General features: G+C 71.0%; 22 protein-coding genes and 1 tRNA gene. 4 read left to right on the top strand and 19 right to left on the bottom strand.

Annotated elements, in window-relative coordinates:
* Positions 1–4 precede the first annotated feature (4 nt).
* The 11 genes from ACFQRJ_RS13905 to ACFQRJ_RS13855 form a co-directional block, all read right to left on the bottom strand.
* On the bottom strand, positions 5–544 hold the full coding sequence (locus ACFQRJ_RS13905; protein ID WP_377019780.1) for a F0F1 ATP synthase subunit B: 540 nt from the start codon (positions 542–544) through the stop codon (positions 5–7).
* A 10-nt stretch (positions 545–554) separates the two neighbouring features.
* Positions 555–788 (bottom strand): F0F1 ATP synthase subunit C, encoded by a 234-nt coding sequence (gene atpE, locus ACFQRJ_RS13900; RefSeq protein WP_377019778.1) that lies wholly within the window; start codon positions 786–788, stop codon positions 555–557.
* An 84-nt stretch (positions 789–872) separates the two neighbouring features.
* A complete protein-coding gene (gene atpB, locus ACFQRJ_RS13895) occupies positions 873–1,547 on the bottom strand; it encodes a F0F1 ATP synthase subunit A (RefSeq protein WP_377019777.1) in 675 nt (224 codons plus the stop codon).
* Positions 1,548–1,883: 336 nt separating this feature from the next.
* Positions 1,884–2,348, bottom strand: coding sequence for a hypothetical protein (locus ACFQRJ_RS13890; RefSeq protein ID WP_377019776.1), 465 nt, complete (start codon positions 2,346–2,348; stop codon positions 1,884–1,886).
* Positions 2,332–3,456, bottom strand: coding sequence for a glycosyltransferase family 4 protein (locus ACFQRJ_RS13885; RefSeq protein WP_377019774.1), 1,125 nt, complete (start codon positions 3,454–3,456; stop codon positions 2,332–2,334). Before ACFQRJ_RS13885 ends, ACFQRJ_RS13890 begins: the two co-directional genes overlap by 17 nt.
* On the bottom strand, positions 3,453–4,502 hold the full coding sequence (locus ACFQRJ_RS13880; protein WP_377019773.1) for an L-threonylcarbamoyladenylate synthase: 1,050 nt from the start codon (positions 4,500–4,502) through the stop codon (positions 3,453–3,455). The genes ACFQRJ_RS13885 and ACFQRJ_RS13880 overlap by 4 nt, the downstream gene beginning before the upstream one ends.
* On the bottom strand, positions 4,499–5,419 hold the full coding sequence (locus ACFQRJ_RS13875) for a N5-glutamine methyltransferase family protein (protein WP_377019771.1): 921 nt from the start codon (positions 5,417–5,419) through the stop codon (positions 4,499–4,501). The genes ACFQRJ_RS13880 and ACFQRJ_RS13875 overlap by 4 nt, the downstream gene beginning before the upstream one ends.
* Positions 5,416–6,591, bottom strand: a complete 1,176-nt coding sequence (gene prfA / locus ACFQRJ_RS13870) for a peptide chain release factor 1 (RefSeq protein WP_377019770.1) — start codon at positions 6,589–6,591, stop codon at positions 5,416–5,418. The genes ACFQRJ_RS13875 and prfA overlap by 4 nt, the downstream gene beginning before the upstream one ends.
* Before the next feature lie 149 nt (positions 6,592–6,740).
* Entirely contained in the window at positions 6,741–6,953 is a 213-nt protein-coding gene (rpmE, locus tag ACFQRJ_RS13865) for a 50S ribosomal protein L31 (protein ID WP_377019769.1), read from the bottom strand.
* Positions 6,954–7,083: 130 nt separating this feature from the next.
* Positions 7,084–8,067 (bottom strand): LacI family DNA-binding transcriptional regulator, encoded by a 984-nt coding sequence (locus ACFQRJ_RS13860; RefSeq protein ID WP_377019768.1) that lies wholly within the window; start codon positions 8,065–8,067, stop codon positions 7,084–7,086.
* The gene (locus ACFQRJ_RS13855) at positions 8,064–10,076 is read right to left on the bottom strand and encodes an aldo/keto reductase (RefSeq protein WP_377019766.1); all 2,013 of its coding nucleotides are present in this window, start codon (positions 10,074–10,076) and stop codon (positions 8,064–8,066) included. Before ACFQRJ_RS13855 ends, ACFQRJ_RS13860 begins: the two co-directional genes overlap by 4 nt.
* Before the next feature lie 231 nt (positions 10,077–10,307).
* Between ACFQRJ_RS13855 and ACFQRJ_RS13850 the strand changes: the two genes are divergently transcribed.
* The 3 genes from ACFQRJ_RS13850 to ACFQRJ_RS13840 are packed head-to-tail and all read left to right on the top strand — an operon-like array spanning position 10,308 to position 13,530.
* Entirely contained in the window at positions 10,308–11,636 is a 1,329-nt protein-coding gene (locus tag ACFQRJ_RS13850; RefSeq protein ID WP_377019765.1) for an ABC transporter substrate-binding protein, read from the top strand.
* A complete protein-coding gene (locus tag ACFQRJ_RS13845; RefSeq protein WP_377019763.1) occupies positions 11,633–12,622 on the top strand; it encodes a carbohydrate ABC transporter permease in 990 nt (329 codons plus the stop codon). Before ACFQRJ_RS13850 ends, ACFQRJ_RS13845 begins: the two co-directional genes overlap by 4 nt.
* Complete coding sequence (locus tag ACFQRJ_RS13840; RefSeq protein WP_377019762.1) at positions 12,619–13,530, top strand: carbohydrate ABC transporter permease; 912 nt, start codon at positions 12,619–12,621, stop codon at positions 13,528–13,530. Before ACFQRJ_RS13845 ends, ACFQRJ_RS13840 begins: the two co-directional genes overlap by 4 nt.
* Positions 13,531–13,640: 110 nt before the next feature.
* Here the strand turns inward: ACFQRJ_RS13840 and rho are convergent, their stop codons facing one another.
* The 5 genes from rho to lysA all read right to left on the bottom strand — a co-directional run bounded on the left by rho (position 13,641) and on the right by lysA (position 21,083).
* Positions 13,641–15,836 carry a transcription termination factor Rho gene (gene rho / locus ACFQRJ_RS13835; RefSeq protein WP_377019761.1) on the bottom strand — a complete coding sequence of 732 codons (2,196 nt, stop codon included), beginning with the start codon at positions 15,834–15,836 and terminating at the stop codon, positions 13,641–13,643.
* Between the two features lie 353 nt (positions 15,837–16,189).
* Positions 16,190–17,104: a homoserine kinase gene (thrB, locus tag ACFQRJ_RS13830; RefSeq protein WP_377019760.1), complete on the bottom strand. Its 915-nt coding sequence runs from the start codon at positions 17,102–17,104 to the stop codon at positions 16,190–16,192.
* The gene (gene thrC / locus ACFQRJ_RS13825) at positions 17,101–18,159 is read right to left on the bottom strand and encodes a threonine synthase (RefSeq protein WP_377019759.1); all 1,059 of its coding nucleotides are present in this window, start codon (positions 18,157–18,159) and stop codon (positions 17,101–17,103) included. Before thrC ends, thrB begins: the two co-directional genes overlap by 4 nt.
* Positions 18,160–18,163: 4 nt before the next feature.
* The gene (locus ACFQRJ_RS13820) at positions 18,164–19,531 is read right to left on the bottom strand and encodes a homoserine dehydrogenase (protein ID WP_377019758.1); all 1,368 of its coding nucleotides are present in this window, start codon (positions 19,529–19,531) and stop codon (positions 18,164–18,166) included.
* 136 nt (positions 19,532–19,667) lie between these two features.
* Positions 19,668–21,083 (bottom strand): diaminopimelate decarboxylase, encoded by a 1,416-nt coding sequence (gene lysA / locus ACFQRJ_RS13815; protein ID WP_377019757.1) that lies wholly within the window; start codon positions 21,081–21,083, stop codon positions 19,668–19,670.
* 328 nt (positions 21,084–21,411) lie between these two features.
* Here lysA and ACFQRJ_RS13810 point away from each other — a divergent pair, with 328 nt between their 5' ends.
* The gene (locus ACFQRJ_RS13810; protein ID WP_377019756.1) at positions 21,412–23,688 is read left to right on the top strand and encodes a bifunctional alpha,alpha-trehalose-phosphate synthase (UDP-forming)/trehalose-phosphatase; all 2,277 of its coding nucleotides are present in this window, start codon (positions 21,412–21,414) and stop codon (positions 23,686–23,688) included.
* 134 nt (positions 23,689–23,822) lie between these two features.
* Here ACFQRJ_RS13810 and ACFQRJ_RS13805 read toward each other — a convergent pair.
* The 3 genes from ACFQRJ_RS13805 to ACFQRJ_RS13795 all read right to left on the bottom strand — a co-directional run bounded on the left by ACFQRJ_RS13805 (position 23,823) and on the right by ACFQRJ_RS13795 (position 25,895).
* A tRNA-Arg gene (locus ACFQRJ_RS13805) sits at positions 23,823–23,895 on the bottom strand.
* Positions 23,896–23,973: 78 nt separating this feature from the next.
* A complete protein-coding gene (tsaD, locus tag ACFQRJ_RS13800; protein WP_377019755.1) occupies positions 23,974–25,026 on the bottom strand; it encodes a tRNA (adenosine(37)-N6)-threonylcarbamoyltransferase complex transferase subunit TsaD in 1,053 nt (350 codons plus the stop codon).
* On the bottom strand, positions 25,023–25,895 hold the full coding sequence (locus ACFQRJ_RS13795; RefSeq protein WP_377019754.1) for a M23 family metallopeptidase: 873 nt from the start codon (positions 25,893–25,895) through the stop codon (positions 25,023–25,025). Before ACFQRJ_RS13795 ends, tsaD begins: the two co-directional genes overlap by 4 nt.
* Positions 25,896–26,316: the final 421 nt, after the last annotated feature.

Here is a 26,316-nt window from a genome sequence, read left to right as displayed (position 1 = left end):
GTCCTTATCGGGTGGTGGACTGGCTCGACTCGAGGTCGTCCAGGAACCGGTCGATCACACGGCGGGAGCGCTCGTCGTCGGAGAGGGACTCCCCCACGATCTTGGAGGCCAGGTCACTGGCCAGCGAGCCGACCTCGCCGCGCAGCTCGGCCGAGGCCGAGAGGCGTTCGGCGCTGAGCTGCTGGCGGCCGGCTGCGAGGATGCGCTCCGACTCGGCCTCGGCCTGCGCCTTGGCCTCCTCGACGATGCGCGCACCGTCCTGGCGGGCCTTGTCGCGGATGCTCGCGGCCTCCTGACGGGCGGCGGCGAGCTCCTGCTCCTGCGTGGCCTTGAGGTCATCGACCTGTTGCTGGACCTCTTCGGCCTTCTTCAGCCCGCCCTCGATCTTCTCGGAGCGCTCATCGAGCACGGCGTTGAGGCGAGGCAGGATGAACTTCATGAAGACGACCGCGAAGATCAGGACGAAGATGAGCGTCCAGATGATCTCCGACGGCGCGGGGATGAGGAGGGCGGTGCCCTCGACTTCTCCTTCGGCGTAGGTCATAGGGGGTGCCTCAGCTGCCGAAGAGCAGGCCGGTGACGATGGCCAGCAGGGTCAGGATCTCGGTGAAGGCGATACCGATGAACATGGTGGTCTGGAGCTGGCTGCGCAGCTCGGGCTGGCGAGCGGTCGCCTCGGCGGTCTTGCCGACGATGATGCCGATGCCGATGCCGGGGCCGATGGCGGCGAGACCGTAGCCGACGGATGCGACGTTGCCGTTGAGCTCCGAGAGAATCATCGGGTCCACAGGGGTTTCCTTTCGTTGTGCCGCCCGGGCGGACGGCGGAACTGGGTCTTGCGGGGACGGAAGATGTCGAGCGAGCGGGCCGGCTCAGTGCTCGTCGGCGATGGCCATCTGGATGTACACCGCGGAGAGCATCGTGAAGATGAAGGCCTGGAGGGCGGCGACGAAGATCTCGAAGCCATAGATGCCTATGGCGAGCGCACCGGCCAGCGGCGAGACGACGATGAGCCAGCTCGCGGAGAGCAGGAGGCCCTGCGTGAGGCCGATGAAGACGACCATCATGATGTGACCGGCGACCATGTTGGCCAGCAGTCGGATCGTCAGCGAGCCCCAGCGGATCAGCACCACCTGGAGGAACTCGATCGGGACCAGCAGCAGGTAGATCGGCTTGGGCAGACCGGGAGGCATGGTCTCGTGCTTGAGGTAGCCCCCGAAGCCGTGCACCTTGACGCCGGAGACGACGTAGGTGACGAAGGTCCACAGGGCCAGCACCAGCGGCAGGCCGATCACCGAGGTGCCCGCGAGGTTCAGCCCGGGTACGACGCCGGCGAGGTTCATCGCGAGGATGAGGAAGAACAGCGTGGTGAGCATCGGGGCGAAGCGCTTGCCCTCGCGGAGCCCGAGCGTGTTCTTGATGATCGTGTTGTTCACGAAGTCGAGCATCAGCTCGACGATGCTCTGGACGCGGCCGGGCACGAGCTTGGCGCGGGAGGCGATGATCGCCAGGACGATGAGGACCACGGCCAGGACGATGAGTCGCACCAGCTGGACGCGGTTGAACTCGAACCAGGTGCCGTCGAAGAGGATCGGTGCCGGGAAGAATTCCGACAGGCTCGGGACGTGGAAGAGCTCATCGCCTTCTGCGTACAGGGCCGGAGTGCCGTCTGCGGTGTTCAGCTCGATCTCCCGTGGTCGTAGTGCCGGGCGCTGCTGCGCCGGCCTTGGCCGTCATCTCGATCGAGTCCAGTCCCGTTGCGGCCACCGTGCGTACGGCGATGGACGACGCCAGGGCGTTCCGGGTGGTCGATCAGTGGTCGGACTCGCTGCGGTATTGCACCGTGATCAGCGGTCGAGCACCTTCGAAAGCATAACAGAACGTCACTGCTCGTCAGGAGCCGCGTCGGGCTCGCGAGCGGGTTCGACATCCAGCGGCTGACGGGAGCGTGCCAGCAGCACAGCCTCCACCAGCACGGCCGAGACGGCGCCGACCAGCAGGGCCAGACCGATCCAGCGCGTCGAGACCGAGTCGAGGTCCCGGACCGCCACCAGGACGAGGATCACAATCAGCATCTTCACGGCCCAGGACCCGAGCACCGTGGCCGCCATCGTCACCGGCGTCATGCGCTTGCCGAGCAGGGCGATCGCGACCGTGGGCAGCACGACCACGAGGGTCAGTCCGGTGCCGATGAGCGCGCCGACGAGAGCGCCGGAATCGGGGCGGGACGCGGCGAGGGCGAGGACGACGGCGTCGAGCAGGAGGCCGACGGCGAGGGCGATGAGCGTGGCTCGCTGCATAGCGCGGTCGCCGACCGCGCGGCGCCGGGACTCAGGGTGCGGAGACATCGGATTCCTTCCGGTGACGGCCTGGGCGCCATCTGAGCGGGTCGAAGGTGAGCAGGACGGCGAACAGGAGTCCGCACGCCCAGAAGATCATCACGGCGCGGGCGGAGAGCACGATGGGCAGCAGCAGCCCGACCGAGATCACCACCGTCCACGTGTACATGATCAGCACGGCGGTGCGCTTGGAGTGTCCCAGGCTCAGCAGGCGGTGGTGCAGGTGCGCCTTGTCGGCGTGGAACGGGGACCGGCCCGAACCGATCCGGCGGACCACGGCGAGGCCGAAGTCGAGGATCGGGATCACCATCACGCCCACGGGGAGCAGGATCGGCAGGAACTGGCCGAAGAAGTCCGCCCCGGAGAGCCGGGCCGGGTCGACCTGCCCGGTCACGGCGATGGTGCTGGCCGCCAGCAGCAGCCCCAGCAGCATGGAGCCGGAATCTCCCATGAAGATGCGCGCCCGGGTGAGGTTGTGCGGCAGGAAGCCCAGACAGGCACCGATCATCACCGCGGTCAGCAGCGCGGCGAGCGAGGAGTAGTCGGTGGTCGAGGCACTGCGGGTCAGCGTGTAGGCGTAGACGAAGAACCCGGCGCCGCCGATCGCCATCACCCCGGCGGCGAGCCCGTCCAGGCCGTCGACGAAGTTCACGGCGTTCATGCTCACCACGACGACCAGCACCGTCAGCACCAGGGCGGTGCGCGGGGAGAGCAGGGTGACCCCGCCGATGGGCAGGGAGACGAGCTGGACTCCCTGCCAGGCCAGGAGCAGGGCGGCGAGGACCTGTCCGGCGAGCTTGGTCACCCAGTCCAGGTCCCACTTGTCGTCGGCCGCCCCGAGCAGGCACACCAGCCCGGCCGCCGCCAGGATCGCCCACGGCTGTCCGGAGTCGCGATACAGGCCCTCGAGGAAGGGGACGTTGCTGGCAACGAGAATCGCGGCGGCGACCCCGGCGAACATCGCCACGCCGCCGAGACGCGGGGTCACGGAATCGTGGACGTCGCGGTCGCGCACCGCGGTCATGGCTCCCGCACGCCGTGCCAGCAGCCTCACGGCGGGCGTGATCAGGTAGGTGACCGCCGCGGAGACCAGGAGGATGAAGAGATAGATCCTCACCCGGTCGGATTCTCCGGCCTGTCCCCCGGCCCCGCTGCAGGGCGGCCGCCTTCGGACGCATCCGTGGCGGGCTCGTCGGTGGTGGGCTCCTCCGTGGCGGGGGATTCCCCGGCGGCAGCGGCGAGGTCGCTGTCGGGAGCGACCGATTCGGAGGAGAGTTCGACGAGATCGGGTTCGGAGGGCAGGTCCAGCACGCCCGCCGCGTCGTCGGAGCCTGCGCCGTCCGCGGAGACGGGCACGACTCCCGCCGTGACCGGAGCACCCTCCGTGCCGTCCTCGCCGGGCAGCTCGGTCCCGGCGGGATCGGCCGCAGGGGCGGTGGTCCCGGCGGCTGTGTCCTCGGAGCCGTCGACCGTGGGCTCGCTGTCGGCGGCCGGGCGCTCCTCGGGGCTCGGCTCTGGCTCGGGGGCGGTGAAGATGTCGCCGACGACCGCGATGATCTGCTCGGCGGTCACGGCGCCTTCGCGAACGATCTCGGCGGGCTCGACGGTGGTGTCGAGGATGGTGGAGCTGGTGCCGAGTCGGGCCGGGCCGCCGTCGAGGTACTCCTCGACGGCGTCGCCGAGCTGGGTGGCGGCATCCAGCACCGTCACCGCGGCGGGCTTGCCGTGGCGGTTCGCGCTGGAGACGGCGAGCGGGCCGGTGCGGCGCAGCAGCTCGAGGGCGATCTCGTGATCGGGCATGCGCAGGGCGACCGTGCCCCGGGTCTCCCCCAGGTCCCAGGTCAGGGAGGGCTGGGCCTTCAGGATCAGCGTCAGCGGGCCGGGCCAGAACTCCTCGGCGAGGCGCTCGACGTAGTCGGGGACGTCGACGGCCAGGGCCAGCAGCACGGCGTGGTCGCCGACGAGGACGGGCGGTGGCGTGTCCCGCCCGCGGCCCTTGGCCTCCAGCAGAGCGGTGACGGACTCGGCGGTGAAGGCGTCGGCGCCGATGCCGTAGACGGTGTCCGTCGGCAGGACGATCAGCTTGCCCGCGCGGACGGCGTCGGTCGCGGCCGTCAGGGCGGCCTCGCGGGTTTCGGGGTTCTGGGTGTCGTGCACGCTCACCGGGTCAGTGTCTCACTTCCAGGGGTCGGGTCCCCGGCGGCACGGCGCGCCACCAGGAAGCGGTCGCGGCCGGTCAGATCGGGGACGGTGCTGAGGCTGTCGAAGCCGCCGATCCGGGCGGCGGTGTCACGGGTGGCCGCTCCCTGGACGTCGGCGTGCTCCATGATCAGGATCCCACCGGGCCGCAGCAGCCGGGCGGCCCAGGAGATCACCGCGCGGGGAACCTCCAGGCCGTCCTCGCCGCCGCCGAACAGGGAGCGGTGGGGGTCGTGCTCGAGCACCTCGGCGTCCCGGGGCACGGCCTCGGGCGGGATGTAGGGCGGGTTGGCCAGCACCGCGTCGACCGGCGCCATGGCGGCCAGGGTCTCCAGTGCGGGAGTCTGCGGATCGGCCGTCAGGTCGGCCTCCAGGACCCGGCCGCGGCCGGGTCCGGCCAGCTCGAGATTCTCGCGGGCGAGCTCGGCGGCGAGCGGGTCGATCTCGACGGCCAGCACGCGGGCTCCGGGGAGCTCGTCCAGCACCGAGGCCCCGAGCGTCCCGCCGCCGGCGCACAGGTCCACGACGAGCTCCAGCGGTCCGGCCGAATGCTCGCGAAGCAGGTCGGGGACGAGTTCCGTCTCCGGGCGGGGGATGAACACGCCGGGCCGCACGGCGAGCATGAGCCCGCGGAAAGGAGCACGGCCGAGCACGAGCTGGAGCGGTTCTCGCCGCTCGCGGCGCGCGGTCAGCTGCTCCAGGTCCGCGGCGAACGCCTCCGGGAGCTCGTCGAGCAGGACCAGGGGCCGCTCGGTGCGAGCGGCCGCCGCGATCAGGGAGCGGGCGTCGGCGCTTGCCGAGGGCACACCGGCCTGTCCCAGGCGCTGGGTCGTCGAGGCCAGTGCGGCGCGCAGCCGCTCCCGGACGTCGGGCGTGCTCATCGCGCGACTCCGGTCTCGGACTCGGTCTCGGTCTCGGCGGAGCGCTGGGAGTCGGCGAGCCGGGCGGCGCGCTCGGCCTCGCGCGAGGCGGCGATGAGGTCGTCGAGGTCGCCGGCGAGGACCTGGGCGAGGTTCCCGGCCTTGTAGCCGGTGCGATGGTCGGCGACCCGGGACTCGGGGAAGTTGTAGGTGCGGATGCGTTCGCTGCGGTCCACGGTGCGCACCTGGGAGCGGCGGGCGGCGGAGGACTGCTGCTCCTGCTCCGCGCGCCGGGCGTCCAGCAGCCGCGTGCGCAGGATCCGCAGTGCCTGGTCGCGGTTCTGCAGCTGGCTCTTCTGGTCCTGGCAGGAGACGACGATGCCGGTGGGCAGGTGGGTGACGCGCACCGCGGAGTCGGTCGTGTTCACGCTCTGACCGCCGGGGCCGCTGGAGCGGAAGACGTCGATGCGCAGGTTCGCGGGGGCCATCGCCTCGGCGAGCACCTCGGCCTCGTCGGTCTCGTCCGCCTCGGGCAGGACCAGCACGCCGACGGCGGAGGTGTGGATGCGGCCGGCGGATTCGGTGACCGGGACCCGCTGGACGCGGTGGACCCCGGCCTCGTACTTCAGGTGGGCGTAGACGCCGTCGGCCGGTGCCGCCCCGGATCGGGAGCCGATCGCGGCGGTGACGTCCTTGAGCCCGCCCAGATCGGAGTCCGCGGAGGCCAGAACCTCGACGCGCCAGCCCTTGCTCTCGGCGTAGGCGCGGTACATCCGCAGCATCTCGGCGGCGAACAGGGCGGACTCCTCGCCGCCGGCGCCGGCCCTGATCTCGAGGATGACGTCGCGGGCGTCGTCGGGGTCGCGCGGGGCGAGCAGGTCCTCCAGGCGCTCGCGTTCCTGCTCGAGGCGCGCGGTCAGCTGCTCGGTCTCGGCCGCGAGCTCCGCGGCGAGCTCCTCGTCCCCTTCCGCGGCGCCGGGCTCGGCGAGCTCGCGAGCGGCCTCGAGATCCGCGGCGGTGGCCTCGACCTGTGCCGCGGTGCTGAGCACGGTGTCCAGCTCCGCATAGCGGCGGCCGATGCGGCGGGCCCGAGCGGGGTCGTCGTGGAGCGTGGGCTCCGCCATCGCCTCCTGCAGGCGGGCGTGCTCGAGGCGCAGCGGTGCCAGACGATCATCGTGATCGGCCGTGCTCATCGCCGCGTGCTCCCCTTGTCTCCGGTTCCCCGGTCACCCATCGCTGCCGGACCGTCCGGCCCGGCTGCTCTCCCGCCGCCCGCTCGGGGCCGCTCAGAGAACGACGCCGGTGCACGCCGTGGGGCGCGCACCGGCGTCGGAGTCGTGACTCAGGAGTCCTTCTTGCCGTACCGGGCCTGGAACCGGGCCACGCGGCCGCCGGTGTCCAGGATCTTCTGCTTGCCGGTGTAGAACGGGTGGCACGCGGAGCACACCTCGGTGCTGATGGCACCGTCGGTCTTGGTGCTGCGCGTGGTGAACGAGTTGCCGCAGGTGCACGTCACCTGGGTCTCGACGTACTGGGGGTGGATCTCGGCCTTCATGTCTCTCCTTCTCGGGGTCGCTGGGTCGGTGCCCGGCCGGGCATCGTGAACCAGAACCGACGTCACAGTCTGCCACGGCCCGCTCCCCTTCCGCGAGGGATCGCGGTGCGGCGTGTGCAACATCGCCGCCTCAGGTCGAGCCCCGCACCTCGAGGCGATAGGGCACGACCCGGTGCGCCTGCTCGCCGCTGAGCGGTGTCGTCCCCTCCAGCATCCCGGCCACCAGCTCGACCGTCTCCCGCGCGAGGGCCCCGATGTCGATGCTCAGCGTGGTCAGCTCGGGTCTGACCAGCGCCGAGATCTCGAGGCCGTCGATGCCGACCAGACGCACCTGGTCGGGTACCGCCACGTCCATGGAGTGCAGGGTGCGCAGCAGACGCACCGCGAGCTCGTCGTTGAAGGCGACCAGGGCGTCGGCCCCGGTGGCGAGCGCTCGTTCCAGGGCCTCGCGGTGCCCGCTGCGGGCGTCGACCTCGTGGATCGCCGCCTCGCCGTCCTGGGTGAGCGGGCCGAGGGCGGCGGCGAGCTCCCGAGCGCGCTCGCCGATGCCTCCGCCGGCGAGGTCGAGCACGACGGGACGACGGACGCCGACGTCGCGCAGGTGCACCGCCAGTTCCCTCATCGCCCCGGACATGGTCAGCTCGACCACTCCGGCGCTGTCGACCTGATCCGCAGACCCGTCCAGCCGGACCACCGGCATCCCGGCACCTTCCCGGATCCCGCTGGTCAGCACGCCGTAGCCGACGATCGCATCGACGCGCCGGGCGAGCTCGGTGGCCACGGTGTCGGGCTGAGGAGCATGATCCGCCTCCGCGAGGACCACGTTCCATCCGCGCGTGGAGCATTCGCGCACGACCGCGGCGCCGAGCTCGGCGTAGTACGCGTTCGAGAGGTCCATGATGACCAGTCCGAGCGTCGTCGGCCCCTGTTCGACCAGCCCGCGACCGAAACGGGAGGGCCGGTAGTTCAGCTCGCGCACCGCCTCCAGCACCCGCTCCCGGGTGGCGGGGCTGATCCCGGCCATGTCGTTGAGGGCACGGGAGACCGTCTGCCGGGAGACGCCCGCACGCTCGGCGACGTCGAAGATCGTCGGCCGGCGCTCCCCCGCGCTCACCGGGTCTCGGATGCCAGGTCCAGCCAGTCCAGGTCGGCCTGGGTGAGCTCCACGCCGAGGCCGAGGGTGGACGACCGCATCTCGGCGATGCTGCGCGGGCCGAACAGGGGGAACGTCGGGAACGTCTGATGGAGCACGAAGGCGAGCGCGATGGCCGTGGCGGGCACGCCGTGCTCCTCGCCCAGCGTCCGCGCACGGGCCAGACGCTCGAAGTTCTCCTCGCTGTAGTAGCAGCGCACGAGCTCGGGGTCCGAGAGGTCGTCGGGGTGCGCGCGCCCGGTGAAGAAGCCGCGGGCCTGCGAGGACCACGGGAGCAGGGCGATGCCGCGCTCCTGGAGCCAGGCCTTGGAGTCCGGGTCGGTGGCGTGGACGCAGCCGGCCCACGGCACGTCGAGGGCCTGGGCGAGGCCGAAGTGGTTCGAGAGGATCGTGAAGCCGGTGCGGCCGTTGCGGCGCGCGTAGTCGTTGGCCTCGTCGACGCGCTCGGGCGTCCAGTTCGACCCGCCGTACGCGCGGAAGCGGCCCGCCCGCAGGTGCTCGTCCATCACGTCGACGAACTCGCCGACGGGGACCTCGAGGTTGTCGCGGTGCATCATGTAGAGGTCCGCGTGGTCGGTGCCCTGCCGGTCGAGGGACTCCTCGAGCTGGCGGGTGATCGACTCGGGGTCGCAGTGGGGGGTGTGGGCGCCCTTGGTGATCACCACGACGTCGTCGCGCACGCCGCGATTGCGGACCCATTTCCCGAAGAGCCTCTCGACGTAGCCGCCGCCGTAGATGTAGGCGGTGTCGAACGTGGTCCCGCCGATCTCGTAGAACGCGTCGAACATCGCCGAGGCGTGGGCGAGGTTCATCTGGTTGTCACAGCCCATGACCAGGCGCGAGACCTTCTTGTCCACCCCGGGGATGGAGCCGTAGGTCATGGCGGGGCCGGACTGCACGCTGCCGGCGACCAGCGGGGCGCCGGTGAGGGTGGGGATGTCGGCATCGTCCGCCTCGAACGGGTAGCGCAGTCCGATCTGCTCCCGCCAGAGGTCGAGGGCGCGGGCCTGGCCGAGCGAGTTCTCGAGCGTCACCTCCGGGACCACCCCGTCCCCCCGGGCGGCCCGTGCGAGCGCGTCGGCCTCGAGGGCGTAGGGGGCGGCCGACGGGATCTCGATCCGCTGGGGCTGCTCGCCGACCACGTCGAGCTCGATCACCTGCTTCTCCCCCAGCCCCCAGGGGTCGGCCAGTCGGATCACGCCGCGGGTGCCGGTGATGGTCGCCGTCTGCGGGTCGGCGAGGCGCACCCCGGTGCGCAGGCTGGCGGTGATGTCACCCGGCAGCGTCACCTCGGCGCTCGCCCACTCGTCCACGCCCGTCTCCCCGATCGTGCCGCTTCCGCGCAGCGCGGTCGGGTCGGCGAAGGCCGTCCGCTGTGCGGCGCCCGCGACGAACCGGGCGAACGACAGCGGGTAGCAGCCCACGTCGAGGATCCCGCCGCCGGCGGTCGCGGTCTCGAACAGACGTCCCGAGCGGCCGCCGGTGTCGAAGGCGAAGGAGGCGTCGACATGGGTGACCTCGCCGATCGCCCCGTCGGCGACCAGCTCGAGCACGCGCACCGTCTGCGGGTGGTAGCGATACATATAGGCCTCGAGCAGGACCTTCCCACTGCGCGCGGCCAGGTCGCTGAGCGCCATCGTGGTCCCGGAGTTCGGCGTCATGGGCTTCTCGCACAGCACGTGCTTGCCGGCATCCAGCGCGGCGGCGGCGAGGCGCGCATGGCCGGTGTGGACGGTCGAGATGTAGACGGCATCGACCTGGTCCGAGGCGAGCACCTCCTCGTAGCCGCCGATGATCCCCGGTTCCTGGAGCGGGAACTCCTCGGCGAAGGTGCGGGCCCGCTCGGTCGAGGAGCTGCCGACGGCGACCAGCACACCGTCCTGCGAGAACGGCAGCTGCGTGGCGAAGCGACGGGCGATGGAGCCGGGCCCGAGGACGGCCCAGCGGAACGGGGTGGAGGTGGTGCTCATGGAGACGTCGTCGTCCTTCGGGGTCGATGTCCGGGGAGCCGTGAACGTTCACGACCCCGTCACGCTATCTCGACCACCGGCGCGAGGACAAGCGGAACACCCCTTCGTGTCGCGACCCTCCGAGCACGCTCCGACCTCGAACCGTTGACGCCCCTGTCACCCGATGCCATGATCTGCGTCACCCCGTGAACGTTCACGGTCCATGATCGCCACTCGATGAGGAGGGTGTGCATGAGCGACGCGCACGCACGACGACGACCACGTAGGTCCCTGTTCCCGGGCGGGCCGTCCCGCCGTTCGCTGATGGGTGGTGCCGCGGTGCTCCCGCTGGCACTGGCCGGCTGCGGCTCCCACCCGTCCATCTCCGACGATCCCGATCAGCTCGTGATGTGGTACTGGGATCGCTCCGCGAGCCCGCAGCTGCTCGACCAGGCGAGAGAGCAGATCCCCGGCACGGACCGGCATCTGCGCGCCGATGTCATCGGCACCAACTTCGACACGAAGCTGCGCACGAGCCTGGCCGGGAACGCCTACATCCCCGACATCACGTACATCAACTCGAACAATGCCCTCTATTTCACCAACGAGGACCTCTTCCTGGATCTCTCCGAACTCGGTGCTGACGCGGTCAAGGACGAGTTCTACGAGTGGAAGTGGGAGCTCGGGACCACTCCCTCGGGCCGCTTCTGCTTCTTCCCGCTGGACATCGGGCCCACCGGGTTCTACTACCGCCAGGACGTCTTCGAGCAGGCCGGGCTCCCCAGCGAGCCGGGTGAGGTCTCCGAGGCGATCGCGACCTGGGAGTCGTTCGTCGAACTGGGCCGTGAGCTCGACGGCGCCGCCGAATCCGCCCTCGTCAATGACGCCCAGGCGATCTACGAGGGGTTCCTCAACTCCAGTCCCGAGCGCTACTTCGACACCGATGACGCGCCGCTGTACGACCGGCCCGACTCCGCTGTACGGCAGGCCTGGGACGTGACGGTCGCCGCGATCGAGGCGGGCTGCACCGCCCGGATCCCCCGGGACCGGGGCACGGATCAGAACGCCGCGTGGTCCAGCGGCCGCACCGCGGGCAACATCAGCGCCGCCTGGTGGGCACAGATCCTCGAGGAGTCCGCCCCGGACACCGCAGGGTCCTGGCGCATCGCGGACCAGCCCGTCCGGGCCGGCAACAACGGCGGCTCCTTCGCCGCCGTCCCCCGCACCTGCAAGGACCCCGAGGCCGCCCTGGCCTTCATCACCTGGGTCAACTCACCGCAGAACCAGGCGGTCGCCTATCAGGACGTCCAGCTCTTCCCGTCCACACCTGCCTCGTTCGACGAGCCGACGATGCAGTACGCGGGCGACTTCTTCGGCGACCAGGACCCGCTGGAGTTCTTCTCCGCCGCCGCTGAGACCGTGCCGACTTCCTTCATCAGCACCTGGGAGACCGTGATCGCCGGGACCTTCACCCTCGAGATCACCAACGTCGAGACCGCGGGGAAGGACCCCGAACAGGCGTGGCAGGACGCCCTCACCCAGTCCGCGAAGGTCCTGGCCAAGAGAGGGGTGGAGCAATGAGCACCACTGCCACCACCGCACCCACGTCCCGCGGCGGCGAGAACGTCGCCCGCCGGAGGCGACGGATGCGCGAGCGCCTGCCGCTGTACCTGGCGATCTCCCCCTTCTATCTGCTCTTCGCCGTGTTCGGGCTGTTCCCGATCGTGTTCTCGATCGTGCTGTCGTTCACCGACTGGGACGGCATGGGGGACATCTCCTTCGTCGGCCTCGCCCAGTACCAGTACCTGCTCACGGACGGGCGCTTCTGGAACGCCGTCGCCAACACGTTCATCATCTGGTTCCTCTCCACGGTGCCGATGCTCTTCCTGGCGATGGTCATCGCCTTCCTGCTGCACCAGAACATCCGCTTCACCAAGGTGTACCGGGTCGCGTTCTTCCTGCCCAACGTCACCTCGATGGTCGCCATGGCCATTGTCTTCGGATCGGTCTTCTCCGACACCTTCGGCCTGGTGAACTCCGCCTTGACGGCACTGGGCATCGACGCGGTCCCGTGGCTCTCCAGCAACTGGGGGATCAAGGTCACGATCGCCGTGATGGTGATCTGGCGATTCACCGGGTACAACGCGATCATCTTCCTCGCAGGCCTCCAGGCGATCCCCACCGATCTGTACGACTCGGCGAAGGTCGACGGCGCGAATCTCGCGCAGGTCTTCTTCCGGATCACCGTGCCGATGCTCCGGCCGATCATCCTGTTCACGGTTATCACGTCGACCATCGGCGGCCTGAGCCTGTTCACCGAGCCCCAAGTCCTGCTCGGTGACAGCGGCGGCGCCGGTGAGGCCGGCATGACGATCGTCCTCTACCAGTACAACCAGGCCTTCACCCAGTTCGACTTCGGATACGGATCAGCCATCGCCTGGGCACTGTTCCTGATCGCCGCCGTCTTCTCGATCATCAACTGGCGCCTGGTCTCGGGCAGAGGCGACGGCACCGGCCGCCCCACGCCCGCGAAGAAGATCTCCCCCACGACGGAGGCCCGCCGATGACCACTCTCACTCCCGTTCCCGATCAGAGCGCGGACCCGGGCTCGGCGGAGAGGACGCGCGGCCCGGGCACGAAGCACTATGTCGCCAGGGGCCGAGTCACAGGACTCATCACGCACCTGTGCGTGCTCGTCGGCGTGCTCCTGTCGATCTTCCCGTTCTACTGGCTGATCGTCATGTCGACGTCGACAACCGGCGAGATCTTCGGCTACCCGCCCAAGCTCACTCTCGGCACCAGCTTCACCGAGAACGTCCGCAACGTCGTCTCCAGCGTCGACCTGCTGGGGTCGCTGACGAACACGATCATCGTCTCGACCGCGTGCGCCGTGCTGGTCATGTTCTTCGACTCGCTGGCGGCCTTCGCCTTCGCCAAGTTCGACTTCCCGGGCCGGAAAGCCCTGTTCGTGCTGCTGATCGCGACGATGCTGGTGCCCGGCAGCCTGTCCCTGGTTCCCAGCTTCATCCTCATGTCCGAGCTGGGATGGGTGGGCACCCTGCAGGCCCTGATCGTCCCGGGAGCGGCCAACGCCTTCGGCATCTTCCTGCTGCGGCAGATGGCGGCCGGATCGATTCCCGACGAGCTCGTGGAATCGGCGCGCATCGACGGGGCCGGCTTCTTCGCGACCTACTGGCGGGTGGCCGTCCCGCTGCTGCGAGGGGGTCTGGCGTTCCTGGGGATCTTCACGTTCATCACCGCATGGAACGACTACGTCTGGCCGCTGATCGTGCTCGTGGATCCCGAGCGCCAGACCCTGCAGACCTCGCTGCAGAACCTCAACTCGCTGTACCTCACCGACTACGGGATGGTGATGGCGGGAGCGCTGATCAGCGTCGTCCCGCTGATCGGCGTGTTCATCATCGGCTCGCGGCACTTCATCGCCAATATCGCCGCCGGGGCGATCAAGGGCTGAGGTGCCGGCTGCCCCGGCGCCCGACGCCCCATGAGAGAGAGCCTGCTGTCATGTCCGTCCAGGACATGACAGCAGGCGCTCCATCGGGTGGCTCGTCGCCGTCCGGAGGGTCAGTCCGGGTTGCGGCCGTTCACGCTCGGCGTGTTCTTCTGGACCGTCATGAGGAACTCGGTGTTCGACTGGGTCTTCTTGACCCGCTCCATGAGCAGTTCCAGGGCCTGCTGCTGCTCGAGGGAGCCGAGCACGCGGCGGAGCTTCCACATGATGGCCAGCTCCTCCTTGCCCATGAGAGCTTCCTCGCGGCGCGTGCCCGAGGCGTTGACGTCCACGGCCGGGAAGATGCGCTTGTCCGCGAGGTGACGGGACAGGCGCAGCTCCATGTTGCCGGTGCCCTTGAACTCCTCGAAGATCACCTCGTCCATCTTGGAGCCGGTCTCGACCAGGGCCGAGGCCAGGATGGTCAGCGATCCGCCGTGCTCGATGTTCCGGGCCGCGCCGAAGAACCGCTTGGGCGGGTACAGCGCCGAGGCGTCGACACCGCCGGAGAGGATGCGGCCGGAGGCCGGCGCGGCGAGGTTATAGGCACGCGAGAGGCGCGTCAGCGAATCCAGCAGCACCACCACGTCGCGGCCCATCTCGACCAGGCGCTTGGCGCGCTCGATGGCCAGCTCCGCGACGATCGTGTGGTCCGAAGCGGGACGGTCGAAGGTCGAGGCGATGACCTCACCCTTGACCGTGCGCTGCATGTCGGTGACCTCCTCGGGGCGCTCGTCGACCAGCACCACCATGAGGTGGACCTCGGGGTTGTTCTGGGTGATCGCGTTGGCGATCTGCTGCATGACGATGGTCTTGCCGGCCTTCGGGGGCGCGACGATCAGACCGCGCTGGCCCTTGCCGATGGGCGAGACCAGATCGATCACGCGCGGGGCGAGGTTGGTCGGAGCCGTCTCCAGGCGGAGGCGATCGTCCGGGTACAGCGGGGTGAGCTTGCCGAAGTCCACCCGCGAGCGGGCACGGTCCGTGGGCATCCCGTTGACCGTGTCGACCTGCACCAGTGCCGCGTACTTGGACTGGTTGCCGCCGCCACCGCCCTTGCCGCGGCGATTGCGTCCGCCGCCGTGGCGCTGGGGCTGCTCGAACTGCTGGTCCTCGCCACCGCGGGGCGGCTTCACCTGGCCGGTGATGGCGTCGCCCTTGCGCAGGCCCGCGCGCCGGACCTGGTTCATGGTCACGTAGACGTCGCTCGGCCCGGGGAGGTACCCGGTGGTGCGGATGTAGGCGTTGTTGTCCCGGACATCGAGGATGCCGGCGACCGTCATCAGCTCCTCGCCCTCACGGGGCTCGGAATCCTCGTTCTGGTCGCCGCGACCATCCTGGTTGCCCTGGCCGCCCTGGTTGCCCTGGCCGCCCTGGCCCTGGTTCCCCTGGTTGCCGTAGCCCCCCTGGTCGTTCTGACCGCCGCGGCCGCGACGCTTGCGGTCGCGAGAGCGGTTGCGGTTGCGCGACCGGCCGCGACGATCGTCGTCGACGTTGTCCCCACCCTGGCCGCGGTCGTCCTCGTCCTCACCCGAACGGTCGGGCAGCTCGATGTCCTCGAGGCGGCGACGCTGGCCCGCGCCCTGCTGCTTCCCGCCCTGCTGGTTGCCACGGCGATCCTGGTCACCACGACGGTCCCGGCCCTGCTGGGAGCCGCGGTCCTGCTGGGAGGCGCGGTCCTCGCCTCGGCGAGCGTCGTCCTCGTTGCCGCTGTCGTCACGGGAGCGGTCCTGGCCGGCGGTGTCCTCGCGGCGATCGCCACCCTGGCGATCCTCGCGGCGGCTCTGGCGGCGGTCGTCCTGGCGCCCGCCCTGGCCGCGGTCCTCGTCACGGCGAGCCGCGCTCTCGGTCGCCGCGCTGGCCACAGGCAGTTCCAGCCCGAGGTCGGGGGCGGCCTCGGTGCTCTCGTCCCGCTCGCGCGAGCGGGAACGGCCGCGGCCGGAGGAGCGAGTGCTCTCGGCGGCCGAGGCCGGCTCCTCCTGCGCTTCACGGGTCGACGTGCCGCCCCTGGTCGCGGGCTCGCTCGTCGCGGACTCGTTGGGTGGTGCGGCGGGCTCTGCGGCCGCCGGCGGCGTCGCCTGCGGGGCCGGGGCGCTCTGCTGGGCGGGTGCGGCGGAGGGGGCCGACGTGGACCCGCCCCCGCGGATCGCGTCGATCAGCTCGCCCTTGCGCAGGCGGCGGGCGCCCTTGATGCCGAGTCCGGCCGCGATGGACTGCAGCTCGGGAAGCTTCTTCGCCGCGAGATCTGCGCCGGAAGTGGTGTCGTTCACCCGGGTTCCTTCCTGTCGGACCGGCCGATGCCGGTCCTGATCTGGTCTGGGGGTGCCGCTGCGTGGCAGAGGGACGATGTGGTCCGGGTGCCGCAGCAGCTCGTCCGAGCAGGAGTCGTATCCACGGTGCAGGGCACCGGTGATCGGCCTGCTGGTGTGCTTCGGGGTGCGTCGGCGTCGGTGCACGGGCCTGCTCGGCACGACGTGCGCGGAGCGCAGAGGAACATGCGGGACGCTGATCAGGGAGATGCATCGTGACGCGGAACCCTGCTCGACGCGTGGGCTGCAGTGTTCGCAGTGCTCACAGTCTTCGTGCAGTGCTCATGGCCGGACGATGCCGCCTGGACGCATGCTCAACCTACCACAGGGGCGGCAGCGCGCTCCCGGACCGGGACCTGGGCGATTCGCCACGTCTCGGGCTCGTCGACGATGCGGCGGACCAGCGGGGCGATCTCGGATCGGCGCCCGGACAGCACCAGCACCGACGGTCCGGCCCCGGAGATCACCGCGGGATGACCCTCCTGGCGCAGCACCCGCATCAGCTCGAGGCTGCGAGGCATCCCCGGTGCACGCTGCTCCTGGTGCAGGCGGTCCTCGGTGGCCTCCATCAGCAGCGCGGGATCACCGGCGAGTGCATGCACGAGCAGCGCCGCGCGCGAGGCGTTGAAGACCGCGTCCTCGCGCGGCACCGTCTCGGGCAGCAGGCCGCGCGCCTGGTGGGTGGACAGCGTCGCCGTCGGCAGCAGCACCAGCGGGCGGAGGACCCCCGGGGCATGGGTCAGAGGAACGGCGCGGGCCCTGCCGGCGTCCATCCACGACAGCGCGACGCCCCCGAGGACGGCCGGCGCGGCGTTGTCGGGGTGGCCCTCGAACTCGCTCGCCAGTTGCAGCAGGCCGGCGTCGTCGAGCGCCTCGGGCTCCGCGAGCAGACCGCGGGCCAGCAGCAGCCCGGCGACGGTGGCGGCCGCGCTGGAGCCCAGTCCCCGGCCGTGCGGGATGCGGTTGACGGTGCGCAGGCGCACCCCGACCTGCGGGGCGCCGGCGTGGTCCAGACCGCGACGCAGGGCGCGCACCACGAGGTGGTCCTCCCCGGCGGGCACCGAGTCGGCGCCTTCACCGGTGGCGTGGATCTCCGTGCCGCCGGTGGTGGCCTCGAGCTCGAGGTCGTCGCAGAGCTCGAGCGCGAGGCCGAGCGTGTCGAAGCCCGGTCCGAGGTTGGCCGCGGTCGCGGGGACCCGCACGGAGACCCGGGGATGCTGGATCCTCACAGGCCGATGGCCTCGGCGGCGGCATTGACGTCGGCCCCGATCACCGTCGGGGTCATGTCGCGCTGGGACAGCGCCGTGTCGATGTCCTTCAGCCCGTTGCCGGTCACCGTCACCGCGATCGTGGCGCCGGCCGGGACGAGGCCCCGCTCGGCCTGCTGGAGCAGGCCGGCCACTCCGGCCGCGGACGCCGGCTCGACGAAGATCCCCACCTCGGCGGCGAGCAGACGCTGCGCATCGAGGATCTGCTGATCGGTGACGGCGTCGATGAGGCCGCCGGAGTCGTCGCGGGCGGCGACGGCGAGGGTCCAGGACGCGGGGGCACCGATCCGGATGGCGGTGGCGACGGTCTCGGGGTCGGTGATCGGGTGACCGGCGACGAAGGGCGCCGCGCCGCTCGCCTGGAACCCCCACATGGCCGGGAGCGCGGCGGTGATCCCGGCCTCGTGGTATTCGCGATAGCCCATCCAGTACGCGGAGATGTTGCCGGCGTTGCCGACCGGGAGGACGTGGATGTCCGGGGCGCGGCCCAGGGCGTCGCTGACCTCGAACGCGGCGGTCTTCTGGCCCTGCAGGCGGTACGGGTTCACGGAGTTGACCAGCTCGACGGGATGCTCGGCGTCGAGCTTGCGCGCGATCTCGAGACAGTCGTCGAAGTTGCCCTCGACCTGGATCAGCTGGGCACCGTGGACCACGGCCTGGGCGAGCTTGCCGGCCGCGATCTTTCCCTGCGGCAGCAGCACGGCGCAGGTCATGCCCGCCGCGGTGGCGTAGGCGGCGGCCGAGGCGCTGGTGTTGCCGGTCGAGGCGCAGACCACGGCGGTCGCCCCGTCGCCCACGGCCTTGGTCATCGCCGCGACCATCCCGCGGTCCTTGAAGGAGCCGGTGGGGTTCTGTCCCTCGACCTTGATGTGGATCTCTGCGCCCACGCGCTCGGACAGAGCCGGGGCGGGCACCAGCGGGGTCCCGCCCTCCCCCAGGCTCAGGAGGGTATCGCCCTCGGCGAAGGGCAGGTGCTCGCGGTATTCGGCGAGGACGCCGCGCCACTGGTGTGCCATGGGGTCATTCTCCTTCGATGCGCAGGACGGAATCGATGCCGAGGACCGTCGCCGTCGCGGAGAAGACGTCCAGCGACGCGGTCATCGCCGACTCCAGGGCGCGGTGGGTGGTGATGCCGATGCTCGCCAGCGCCTGCTGCTCGGTCCCGTCGCCCTCGAGCAGCTCCTGGTGGATGGTGGAGATGGAGATGCCGTACCCGGAGAGGGTGCCGGCGATCTCGGCGAGCACGCCGGGGCGGTCCTGCACGGTCAGCGAGACGTAGAAGGCGCTGCGCAGGTCGTCGATCGCGATCACGTCGAGCTCGGCGTAGCGCGACTCGCGCGGGCCCACTCCCCCGCGCACGCGCTGACGGGCCGCGGAGACCACGTCGCCGAGGATCGCCGAGGCCGTCGGTGCGCCGCCGGCTCCCTGGCCGTAGAACATGAGCGACCCGGCGGCGTCGGCCTCGATGAACACGGCGTTGTAGGCGTCGGAGACGGAGGCCAGCGGGTGGCTGTCGGGGATCAGTGCCGGGTAGACCCGGGCGGAGACCCGCTCACCGGTCTCGTCCTCGATGCGCTCGATGATCGAGAGCAGCTTGATGGTCCGGCCCATCCGGGTGGCCGCGGCGATGTCCTGTGCGGAGACCTCGGTGATGCCCTCGCAGTGGACGTCGGACAGGCGCACGCGGGTGTGGAAGGCCAGCGAGGCCAGGATCGAGGCCTTCGCGGCGGCGTCATGGCCCTGCACGTCGGCGGTGGGATCGGCCTCGGCGTAGCCGAGCTCCTTCGCACTCTCCAGCGCCTCGTCGAAGCTCGCCCCGGTGCGGGTCATCGCGTCCAGGACGTAGTTGGTGGTGCCGTTGACGATGCCGAGAACCCGCTGGATGCGGTCACCGGCCAGGGACTCGCGCACGGGCCGGACCAGGGGGATGGCGCCGGCCACCGCCGCTTCGAAGTACAGGTCCACGCCGTGGATGTCGGCCGCTTCGTAGAGGGCCGCGCCGTCCTGGGCGAGCAGGGCCTTGTTCGCCGTCACCACGCTGGCTCCGCCGGCCATGGCCTCCAGCAGGAGCGTGCGGGCGGGCTCGATGCCGCCGATGACCTCGATGACCAGGTCCGCCTGCTGGACGAGGGACGTGGCGTCCTCGGTGAGCAGTTCGGCGGGGACGTGCTCCCCGCGGTCGCGGGTCAGGTTGCGCACGGCGACGCCGATGACCTCGAGGCGGGCGCCGATGCGGTGGGAGAGGTCCACGCCCTGCTGGGAGAGCAGGCGCAGCACCTCGGTGCCGACGGTGCCGGCTCCGAGCACGGCGACGCGCAGGGTCGGCAGCTCGGTCGAGGTGTCGGCGCCGGCCGGTGACGGCGGGCTGCCGGGAGAGCTCTGGGACATGCGTGAGGTGGTCCTTCCACACGGTCCGGCGGTGGCCGGGGGCGGGCTCTGGCACTGTATCGGAGGTCACGGGTCCTTCGTGACCGTCGATGAACGACGAAGAACTGTGCGCGGACCCACGGACCGCGCCCGCTCCTCAGCCGACGTCGAGGGCGAGGAGGTCCTCTTCCGTCTCGCGACGCATCAGCGTGCGCAGCTCTCCGTCGCGCACGGAGACCACCGCGGGGCGCGGGACGTGGTTGTAGTTCGAGGCCAGGGAGTAGCAGTAGGCGCCGGTCACCGGGACCGAGACCAGGTCACCGCGCTGCACGTCGGCCGGGAGGTACTCGTCCTTGACGACGATGTCCCCGCTCTCGCAGTGCTTGCCGACCACGCGCACGACTTCGGGGGCGGCGTCGGAGACGCGTCCGGACAGCAGGCACGAGTAGTCCGCGTCGTACAGCGCAGTGCGCACGTTGTCGCTCATGCCGCCGTCGACCGAGACGTACACGCGGTGATGCGGGCCGCCGAGGTGGACGTCCTTGACGGTGCCCACCGAGTACAGCGTGTGGGTCGAGGGGCCGGCGATCGCGCGGCCGGGCTCGAAGGACACGTGCGGCACGGGGAGAGAGAGCGCCGCGGCCTCCTGCTCGATGATCCGGGCGATGCCGGCGGCCAGCTCCTCGGGGGTCGAGGGGGTGTGCTGGGTGTTGTACATGACGCCGAAGCCGCCGCCGAGGTCGAGCGCGAGGATCTCCCGGCCGAGCTCGTCGCGGACCTGGGCCATCAGCTCCAGCACCCGGCGGGCGGCGATCTCGAAGCCGCCGACGTCGAAGATCTGCGACCCGATGTGGGAGTGCAGGCCCACCAGGTCGAGCGTCTCCGGTCGGGCGATCACGCGACGCACCGCCTCGAGGGCGTCCCCGGCGGTCAGGGAGATCCCGAACTTCTGGTCCTCGTGGGCGGTGGCGATGAATTCGTGGGTGTGGGCCTCGACGCCGGTGGTCACACGCAGCATCACCGAGGCGACCACGCCGAGCTCCCCGGCGAGACGGGAGACCTGGTCGATCTCCGCCAGGGAGTCGATGACGATGCGCCCGACGCCCGTGGACAGTGCGCGGCGGATCTCCGCATCGGACTTGTTGTTGCCGTGCAGGGCGATGCGCTCGGTGGGGAAGCCGGCGCGCAGGGCGACCGCGAGCTCACCGCCGGTGGAGACGTCCAGGCCGAGCCCCTCCTCCTGCATCCACTGCGCCACCGCGGTGCACAGGAACGCCTTGCCGGCGTAGTACACGCCCGACCCGCCGAGATGGGCGAAGGCGCCGGCGAACGCGTCGCGGAAGCGGACGGCGCGGGAGCGGAAGTCCTGCTCATCGACGACGAAGACGGGGGTGCCGACCTGCTCCGCGATCTCGTGGACGCTGAGGCCGCCGGTGCGCAGCGAGCCGTCCTCACCGCGCACGGTGGTCTCCGACCACAGTCCGTCGATCAGCGTGTTGACGTCGGTGGGATACGGCAGCCAGGTGGGGGCGGCGTCGTTGCCGTGGAGGGCTCCGGCCTCGTGGGCGCGCATGTCTGCTCCTGTGGTCTGCTCGATGGCCGGTCGCGGGCGCGGCGGCGACTCCCGACCCTAGACCGAGCCGGGCCGGCGCTGGAGCCGCGTCCGCCCCGCGGGCTCGCCGACGGGGCTGCCGTGCCGGCCCGTCCGGCCGGTCGGTGGGCATCTGTGCTGGTCAGCGTGCCTGCTGAGACGGCAGCGCGGCCGCCGAGGTGTCCCGGGTGAGTGATCGCACTTGGTAGTCTCCCGATATCGGAGCGGAAGCCGGCCTCCGCCGCCCTCCGGCAGCGCGACGGCGCGGGCTTCCCGGCCGCTCCCGTTCGAACGTCGCGAAGGAGACACCGTGCCCACAGCCGCTTCCCGTCCCGATCCCGGCCACCAGCTGGTGGTGGTCGCCAACCGGTTGCCGGTCGACACCCGCACCCTGCCCGACGGGGCGACCGAGTGGGTCACCAGCCCCGGCGGCCTGGTCACCGCGATGGAGTCCGTGATGCGCACGGTGGAGTCCGGGGCGTGGGTCGGCTGGGCCGGTTCGCCCGGGGAGCCGCCCGAGCCGTTCGAGGCCGACGGGATGTCCCTCTACCCGGTCCGTCTCGAGCAGGAGGACATCGAGCGGTACTACGAGGGCTTCTCCAATGCCACGCTGTGGCCGCTGTACCACGACGTCATCGTCGATCCGGAGTTCCACCGCACCTGGTGGGGCTCCTACGTCGGCACCAACCGGCGCTTCGCCCGCGAGGCCGCGGCCGTCGCCGAGGAGCACGGGACGGTGTGGGTCCACGACTATCAGCTGCAGCTGGTGCCGCGGATGATCCGCGACGAGCGCAGCGACGTGCGCATCGGATTCTTCAACCACATCCCGTTCCCGCCCGTGGAGCTGTTCTCCCAGCTGCCCAAGCGCAACCAGATCCTGCGCGGGCTGCTGGGGGCGGACCTGGTGGGATTCCAGCGTGAGAGCGACGCCCAGAACTTCGTGGCGGCGGTCCGCAAGCTGCTGGGCTACCACGTGGACGGGCAGACCATCTCGGTCCCCGGTCTGGGCGCCGCCCCGGTGCGCGAGGTCGTGGCCCAGACGTTCCCGATCTCCATCGACTCCGCCTCGATCTCCGCGCTGACCGAGGATCCGGAGGTGCGCGAGCGGGCCGTCCAGCTGCGCAAGGACCTCGGCGATCCGCAGAAGATCGTGCTGGGCGTGGACCGCCTCGACTACACCAAGGGCATCCGTCACCGGCTCAAGGCCTGGGGCGAGCTGCTCGACGACGGCTCCGTGGATCCCCAGGACACCGTCATGGTCCAGGTCGCCACGCCGTCGCGCGAGCGGGTCGAGGCCTACAAGCAGCTGCGCGACGAGGTCGAGCTGACCGTCGGCCGGATCAACGGCGACCACTCCTCGATCGGTCGTCCCGCCGTGTCGTATCAGCACCGCTCCTTCGACCGCCGCGACATGACCGCCCTGTTCATGACGGCCGACGTCGTGCTCGTCACGGCGCTGCGGGACGGGATGAACCTGGTGGCCAAGGAATACGTGGCCTCCCGTCCGGATCTCCAGGGCGTGCTCGTGCTCAGCGAGTTCGCCGGCGCCGCCGACGAGCTCCGCGCCGCGGTGACGGTCAATCCCCACGACATCGATGACCTGAAGGCCGCGATCCTGCGGGCGCTGACGATGCCGCCGGAGGAGCAGGAGGAGTCGATGCGCTCCCTGCGCCACCAGGTGATGGAGAACGACGTCCAGGCCTGGGCGCACGCCTTCCTCCACGAGCTGGAGCAGATCGGGCGTCCCGAGCAGGTGGCCAAGCCCGTCATCCGGCTGACCGGGGACGAGCCCAGCGACCCCGAGGCGGTCGAGTCCGCCCTGCGCGACTTCGCCACCGTCCCGCGGATCCTCGTGGCCTCCGACTTCGACGGGGTGCTGGCGCCGATCGTCGCCGACCGCGACGCCGTCCAGCCCGACCCCGAGGCCCTGATGGCGCTGCGCGACCTCTCCGAGATGCCCGGCGTCGCGGTGGCGCTGGTCTCCGGCAGGGCGCTGAGCAATCTCGACTCCCACACCTCGATGCCGAGCTCGGTGGTGCTGGTCGGCTCGCACGGCGCCGAGGTCGGTGCGCTGCCGCCGTGGATGCAGGCCGAGGTGCTGGACTCCGCGGCGCTGACCATGTCCCCCGAGAAGGAGGACCTGCTCGCCGCGATCACCGGCAACCTGAACCGGATCTCCCGTGCGCATCCGGGTGCCGAGGTCGAGACGAAGCCGGCGGCCGCCGTGCTGCACACGCGCAACGCGCGCGGGCGGGGCTCGATCAACGCGACCGAGGCCGCCCTGGAGTACGCCGTCACCCTCCCCGACGTCACCGTCACCCCCGGCAAGGAGGTCGTGGAGTTCTCGGTCGTCCACACCTCCAAGGGTGCGGCGATCGACGCCCTCGCCCGCGCCAGCGCGGCCGATGCGTGGCTGTACCTGGGCGACGACGTCACCGACGAGTCCGTCTTCTCCCAGCTCGGCGAGGGCGACGTCGGGATCAAGGTGGGCGGCGGGGATACCGCGGCCCGGCTGCGGATCGAGGACATCGACGCGGTCCGCTCGCTGCTGCAGCGCCTGGTCGAGCTGCGCGGGCCGCAGGGCTGAGGAGCGGGCGGCGAGCGGGCCCGAGCGGGCTCGCTCGCCGCCCTCCGCGCCTGAGCGTCGCGTACAGATGCGCGACCTCGTCACATGAGAGAGCCGGGGCACCGTGCTGACGGTGCCCCGGCTCCGGGTGTCAGTGCCCGCGACAGGATTCGAACCTACGACCTTCTGCTCCGGAGGCAGACGCTCTATCCACTGAGCTACGCGGGCCGACCACGGAAGTCTAGCAACACCACGCGCCGGGATGACCATCCGTGCCGGGCAGGCGGCGCCGGTGTGAGAGGGACCTCACCGCGGCAGCGGCAGCTGGGCCCCGTGCAGGACCGCGGACGGATCCGCGGCGATGCGCAGCCCGCTGGGGTCGGCGCCGGAGCGGACCAGCAGGTCCCCGACGGCGGCGATCATGGCGCCGTTGTCGGTGCACAGCCGCGGCGGCGGGATCCGCAGCTCGACGCCCGCCGCATCGCAGCGCTCCTGCGCCACGGACCGCAGGCGTGCGTTCGCGGCCACGCCGCCGACGATGACCAGGGTGTCCAGCTCCCGCTCGCGGACGGCGCGCAGCGACTTGGTCACCAGCACATCCACCACGGCCTGTTCGAAGGAGGCGGCGATATCGGCGACCGGCACCGGCTCACCGGCGCGCTCGAGGGTCTCGACCGTGCGCGCCACGGCCGTCTTGAGACCCGAGAAGGAGAACGTGAAGGGCGCATCGCCGGGGCGCAGCAGGGCGCGGGGGAAGGAGAAGGCACCCGGGTCGCCGCCTGCCGCGGCGCGCGAGATGGCGGGCCCGCCGGGGTAGCCCAGGCCGAGCAGCCGGGAGACCTTGTCGAAGGCTTCACCGGCGGCGTCGTCGAGGGTGTCGCCGAGATGCTCGATCGGGTCGCGCACGAGATCGCCGACGGCGAGGATCGACGTGTGGCCGCCGGAGACGATGAGGATGATGCTGCGCTCCGGCAGCGGCCCGTGCTCGAGGGTGTCCGCGGCGGCGTGACCGGCCAGGTGGTGGACGCCGAACAGCGGCTTGTCCAGGGCCCAGGCGACGGACTTCGCGGCGGCGAGGCCGACGTGGACGGCGGTGGCCAGCCCGGGTCCGGAGGTGACGGCGACGTGGGTGATGTCCTCGGCCTCGACACCGGAGTCGGCGAGGGCGATGCGCAGGGTGGGGACCGCGGCGTCCAGGTGGGCGCGGGCGGCGATCTCGGGGACCACTCCCCCGAACTCGGCGTGCTGGGAGGCGCTGGAGGCGAGGCCCTGACCGAGCAGGACGCCGTCGGAGACGATCCCGAATCCGGTCTCGTCGCAGGACGACTCGACGCCGAGGACGACCGGGGTGCGGCTCACTGCAGCAGCGACATCGGGTTGGAGTAGTTGCCCGCCTCGTCCATCTTCGCGAAGTGGAGATGGCAGCCGGTGGAGCGCCCGGTGGTGCCGACGTAGCCGACGACCTCGCCGGCCTCGACCGTGGCACCGACAGAGGTGTTGAAGCCCTGCAGGTGGTAGTAGCCGGTGATGACCCCGTTGCCGTGGTCGATCTTCACGCGGTTGCCGGAGGCGTGGTGGTACTCGACGGCGACGACGGTCCCGCCCTTCGCGGCGTGGACCGGGGTGCCGCAGCTGGCACCGAAGTCGACGCCGTCGTGGCCCTTGAAGTAGCCCAGCACGGGGTGCATGCGACCGCCGAAGCCGGAGGTGATGGGGCCGCTGACGGGACGGACGTACCCGCTGCTGCCGGCTGCCCCGGCGGAGCTCTCGCTCACCGCGGGTTCGGGCTCGGGGAGCTCCACCTCGATGCCGAGATCCTCTGCGGGCTCCTCGGACGCGGCGTCCTCCTCGGCGGGAGCGGTGCGCTCCTCGCTCCGGCTGGCGCTGTCCTCGTCCGCACGGGTCTCGGCCGCGGCCTGCTGTGCAGAGCCGGCGGCCTCGGCGACCGGGAGGGCGACGGGCGGGACCTCGGCGGCGGGGCCGGCCTGCTTCGCGGAGTCACCCTGGCCCCGGGAGCCGGCCTCGGACGCCTGGGACGCGCTCTGGGGCATGTCCTCGTCGACCCCGGCCGCGGCAGCGGCCAGCGGTGCGGCGATCGTGGCGGTCGCGAGTGCTCCGAGCACGCTGACCTTCACCACACCGGCGGGGAGGGTCGCGTCGCGATGAGTTCCTCCGATGGCACGGTGCTTGCGCACCGTGGCGCGTCCGTCAGCGCGATGATTCGCCACGTATCTCGACCTGCTTCCAGTACGACTGCACATTCCGGGTTCCTGCGTCTGTCCGAGCGCGACGCCGGACAGGGGAAGTACGCGTCGCCGAACAACCTCCGTCAATCTACGGTCGGACCTGGGCGTGGACGGCTAGGTCAACCGGGTCATTGCCAAGTTTTTGCCCTCACGCCCCAAAGGTTGCCGGCGCTTGACGGGGCGGGCCCGCCACGAGTGGGGCGGAGCACCGCAGGGCAGCGACGCCTCTCGCGCGGATGCCGGAGGATTCCGGTGCCCGAGGATTCCCGAGGATTCAGGCGCTGCGGTCTACAGTGGCGTCAGTGTGAGGCTCTGTGGTGCCGCGGATGTCGCGGTGGTTGGATCGCTTCCATCCGGTGATTGGCCCGTACAGTGGCTGCCGCTCCTCAGTGTGAGGCTCTGT

Origin of the sequence: Brachybacterium sp. GCM10030252 (genome assembly GCF_042666535.1) — a bacterium.
In the GTDB taxonomy this organism is placed as follows: Bacteria; Actinomycetota; Actinomycetes; order Actinomycetales; family Dermabacteraceae; genus Brachybacterium.
This window is presented reverse-complemented; position numbering and strand designations above follow the sequence as displayed.

What these genes read in the sequence shown, in the direction of transcription:
- ACFQRJ_RS13905 (WP_377019780.1), bottom strand. Translation starts at nt 544, where the DNA reads ATGACCTACGCCGAAGGAGAAGTCGAGGGCACCGCCCTCCTCATCCCC.
- ACFQRJ_RS13890 (WP_377019776.1), bottom strand. Translation starts at nt 2,348, where the DNA reads ATGTCTCCGCACCCTGAGTCCCGGCGCCGCGCGGTCGGCGACCGCGCT.
- ACFQRJ_RS13875 (WP_377019771.1), bottom strand. Translation starts at nt 5,419, where the DNA reads ATGAGCACGCCCGACGTCCGGGAGCGGCTGCGCGCCGCACTGGCCTCG.
- prfA (WP_377019770.1), bottom strand. Translation starts at nt 6,591, where the DNA reads ATGAGCACGGCCGATCACGATGATCGTCTGGCACCGCTGCGCCTCGAG.
- rpmE (WP_377019769.1), bottom strand. Translation starts at nt 6,953, where the DNA reads ATGAAGGCCGAGATCCACCCCCAGTACGTCGAGACCCAGGTGACGTGC.
- ACFQRJ_RS13855 (WP_377019766.1), bottom strand. Translation starts at nt 10,076, where the DNA reads ATGAGCACCACCTCCACCCCGTTCCGCTGGGCCGTCCTCGGGCCCGGC.
- ACFQRJ_RS13850 (WP_377019765.1), top strand. Translation starts at nt 10,308, where the DNA reads ATGAGCGACGCGCACGCACGACGACGACCACGTAGGTCCCTGTTCCCG.
- ACFQRJ_RS13845 (WP_377019763.1), top strand. Translation starts at nt 11,633, where the DNA reads ATGAGCACCACTGCCACCACCGCACCCACGTCCCGCGGCGGCGAGAAC.
- ACFQRJ_RS13840 (WP_377019762.1), top strand. Translation starts at nt 12,619, where the DNA reads ATGACCACTCTCACTCCCGTTCCCGATCAGAGCGCGGACCCGGGCTCG.
- thrC (WP_377019759.1), bottom strand. Translation starts at nt 18,159, where the DNA reads ATGGCACACCAGTGGCGCGGCGTCCTCGCCGAATACCGCGAGCACCTG.
- ACFQRJ_RS13820 (WP_377019758.1), bottom strand. Translation starts at nt 19,531, where the DNA reads ATGTCCCAGAGCTCTCCCGGCAGCCCGCCGTCACCGGCCGGCGCCGAC.
- lysA (WP_377019757.1), bottom strand. Translation starts at nt 21,083, where the DNA reads ATGCGCGCCCACGAGGCCGGAGCCCTCCACGGCAACGACGCCGCCCCC.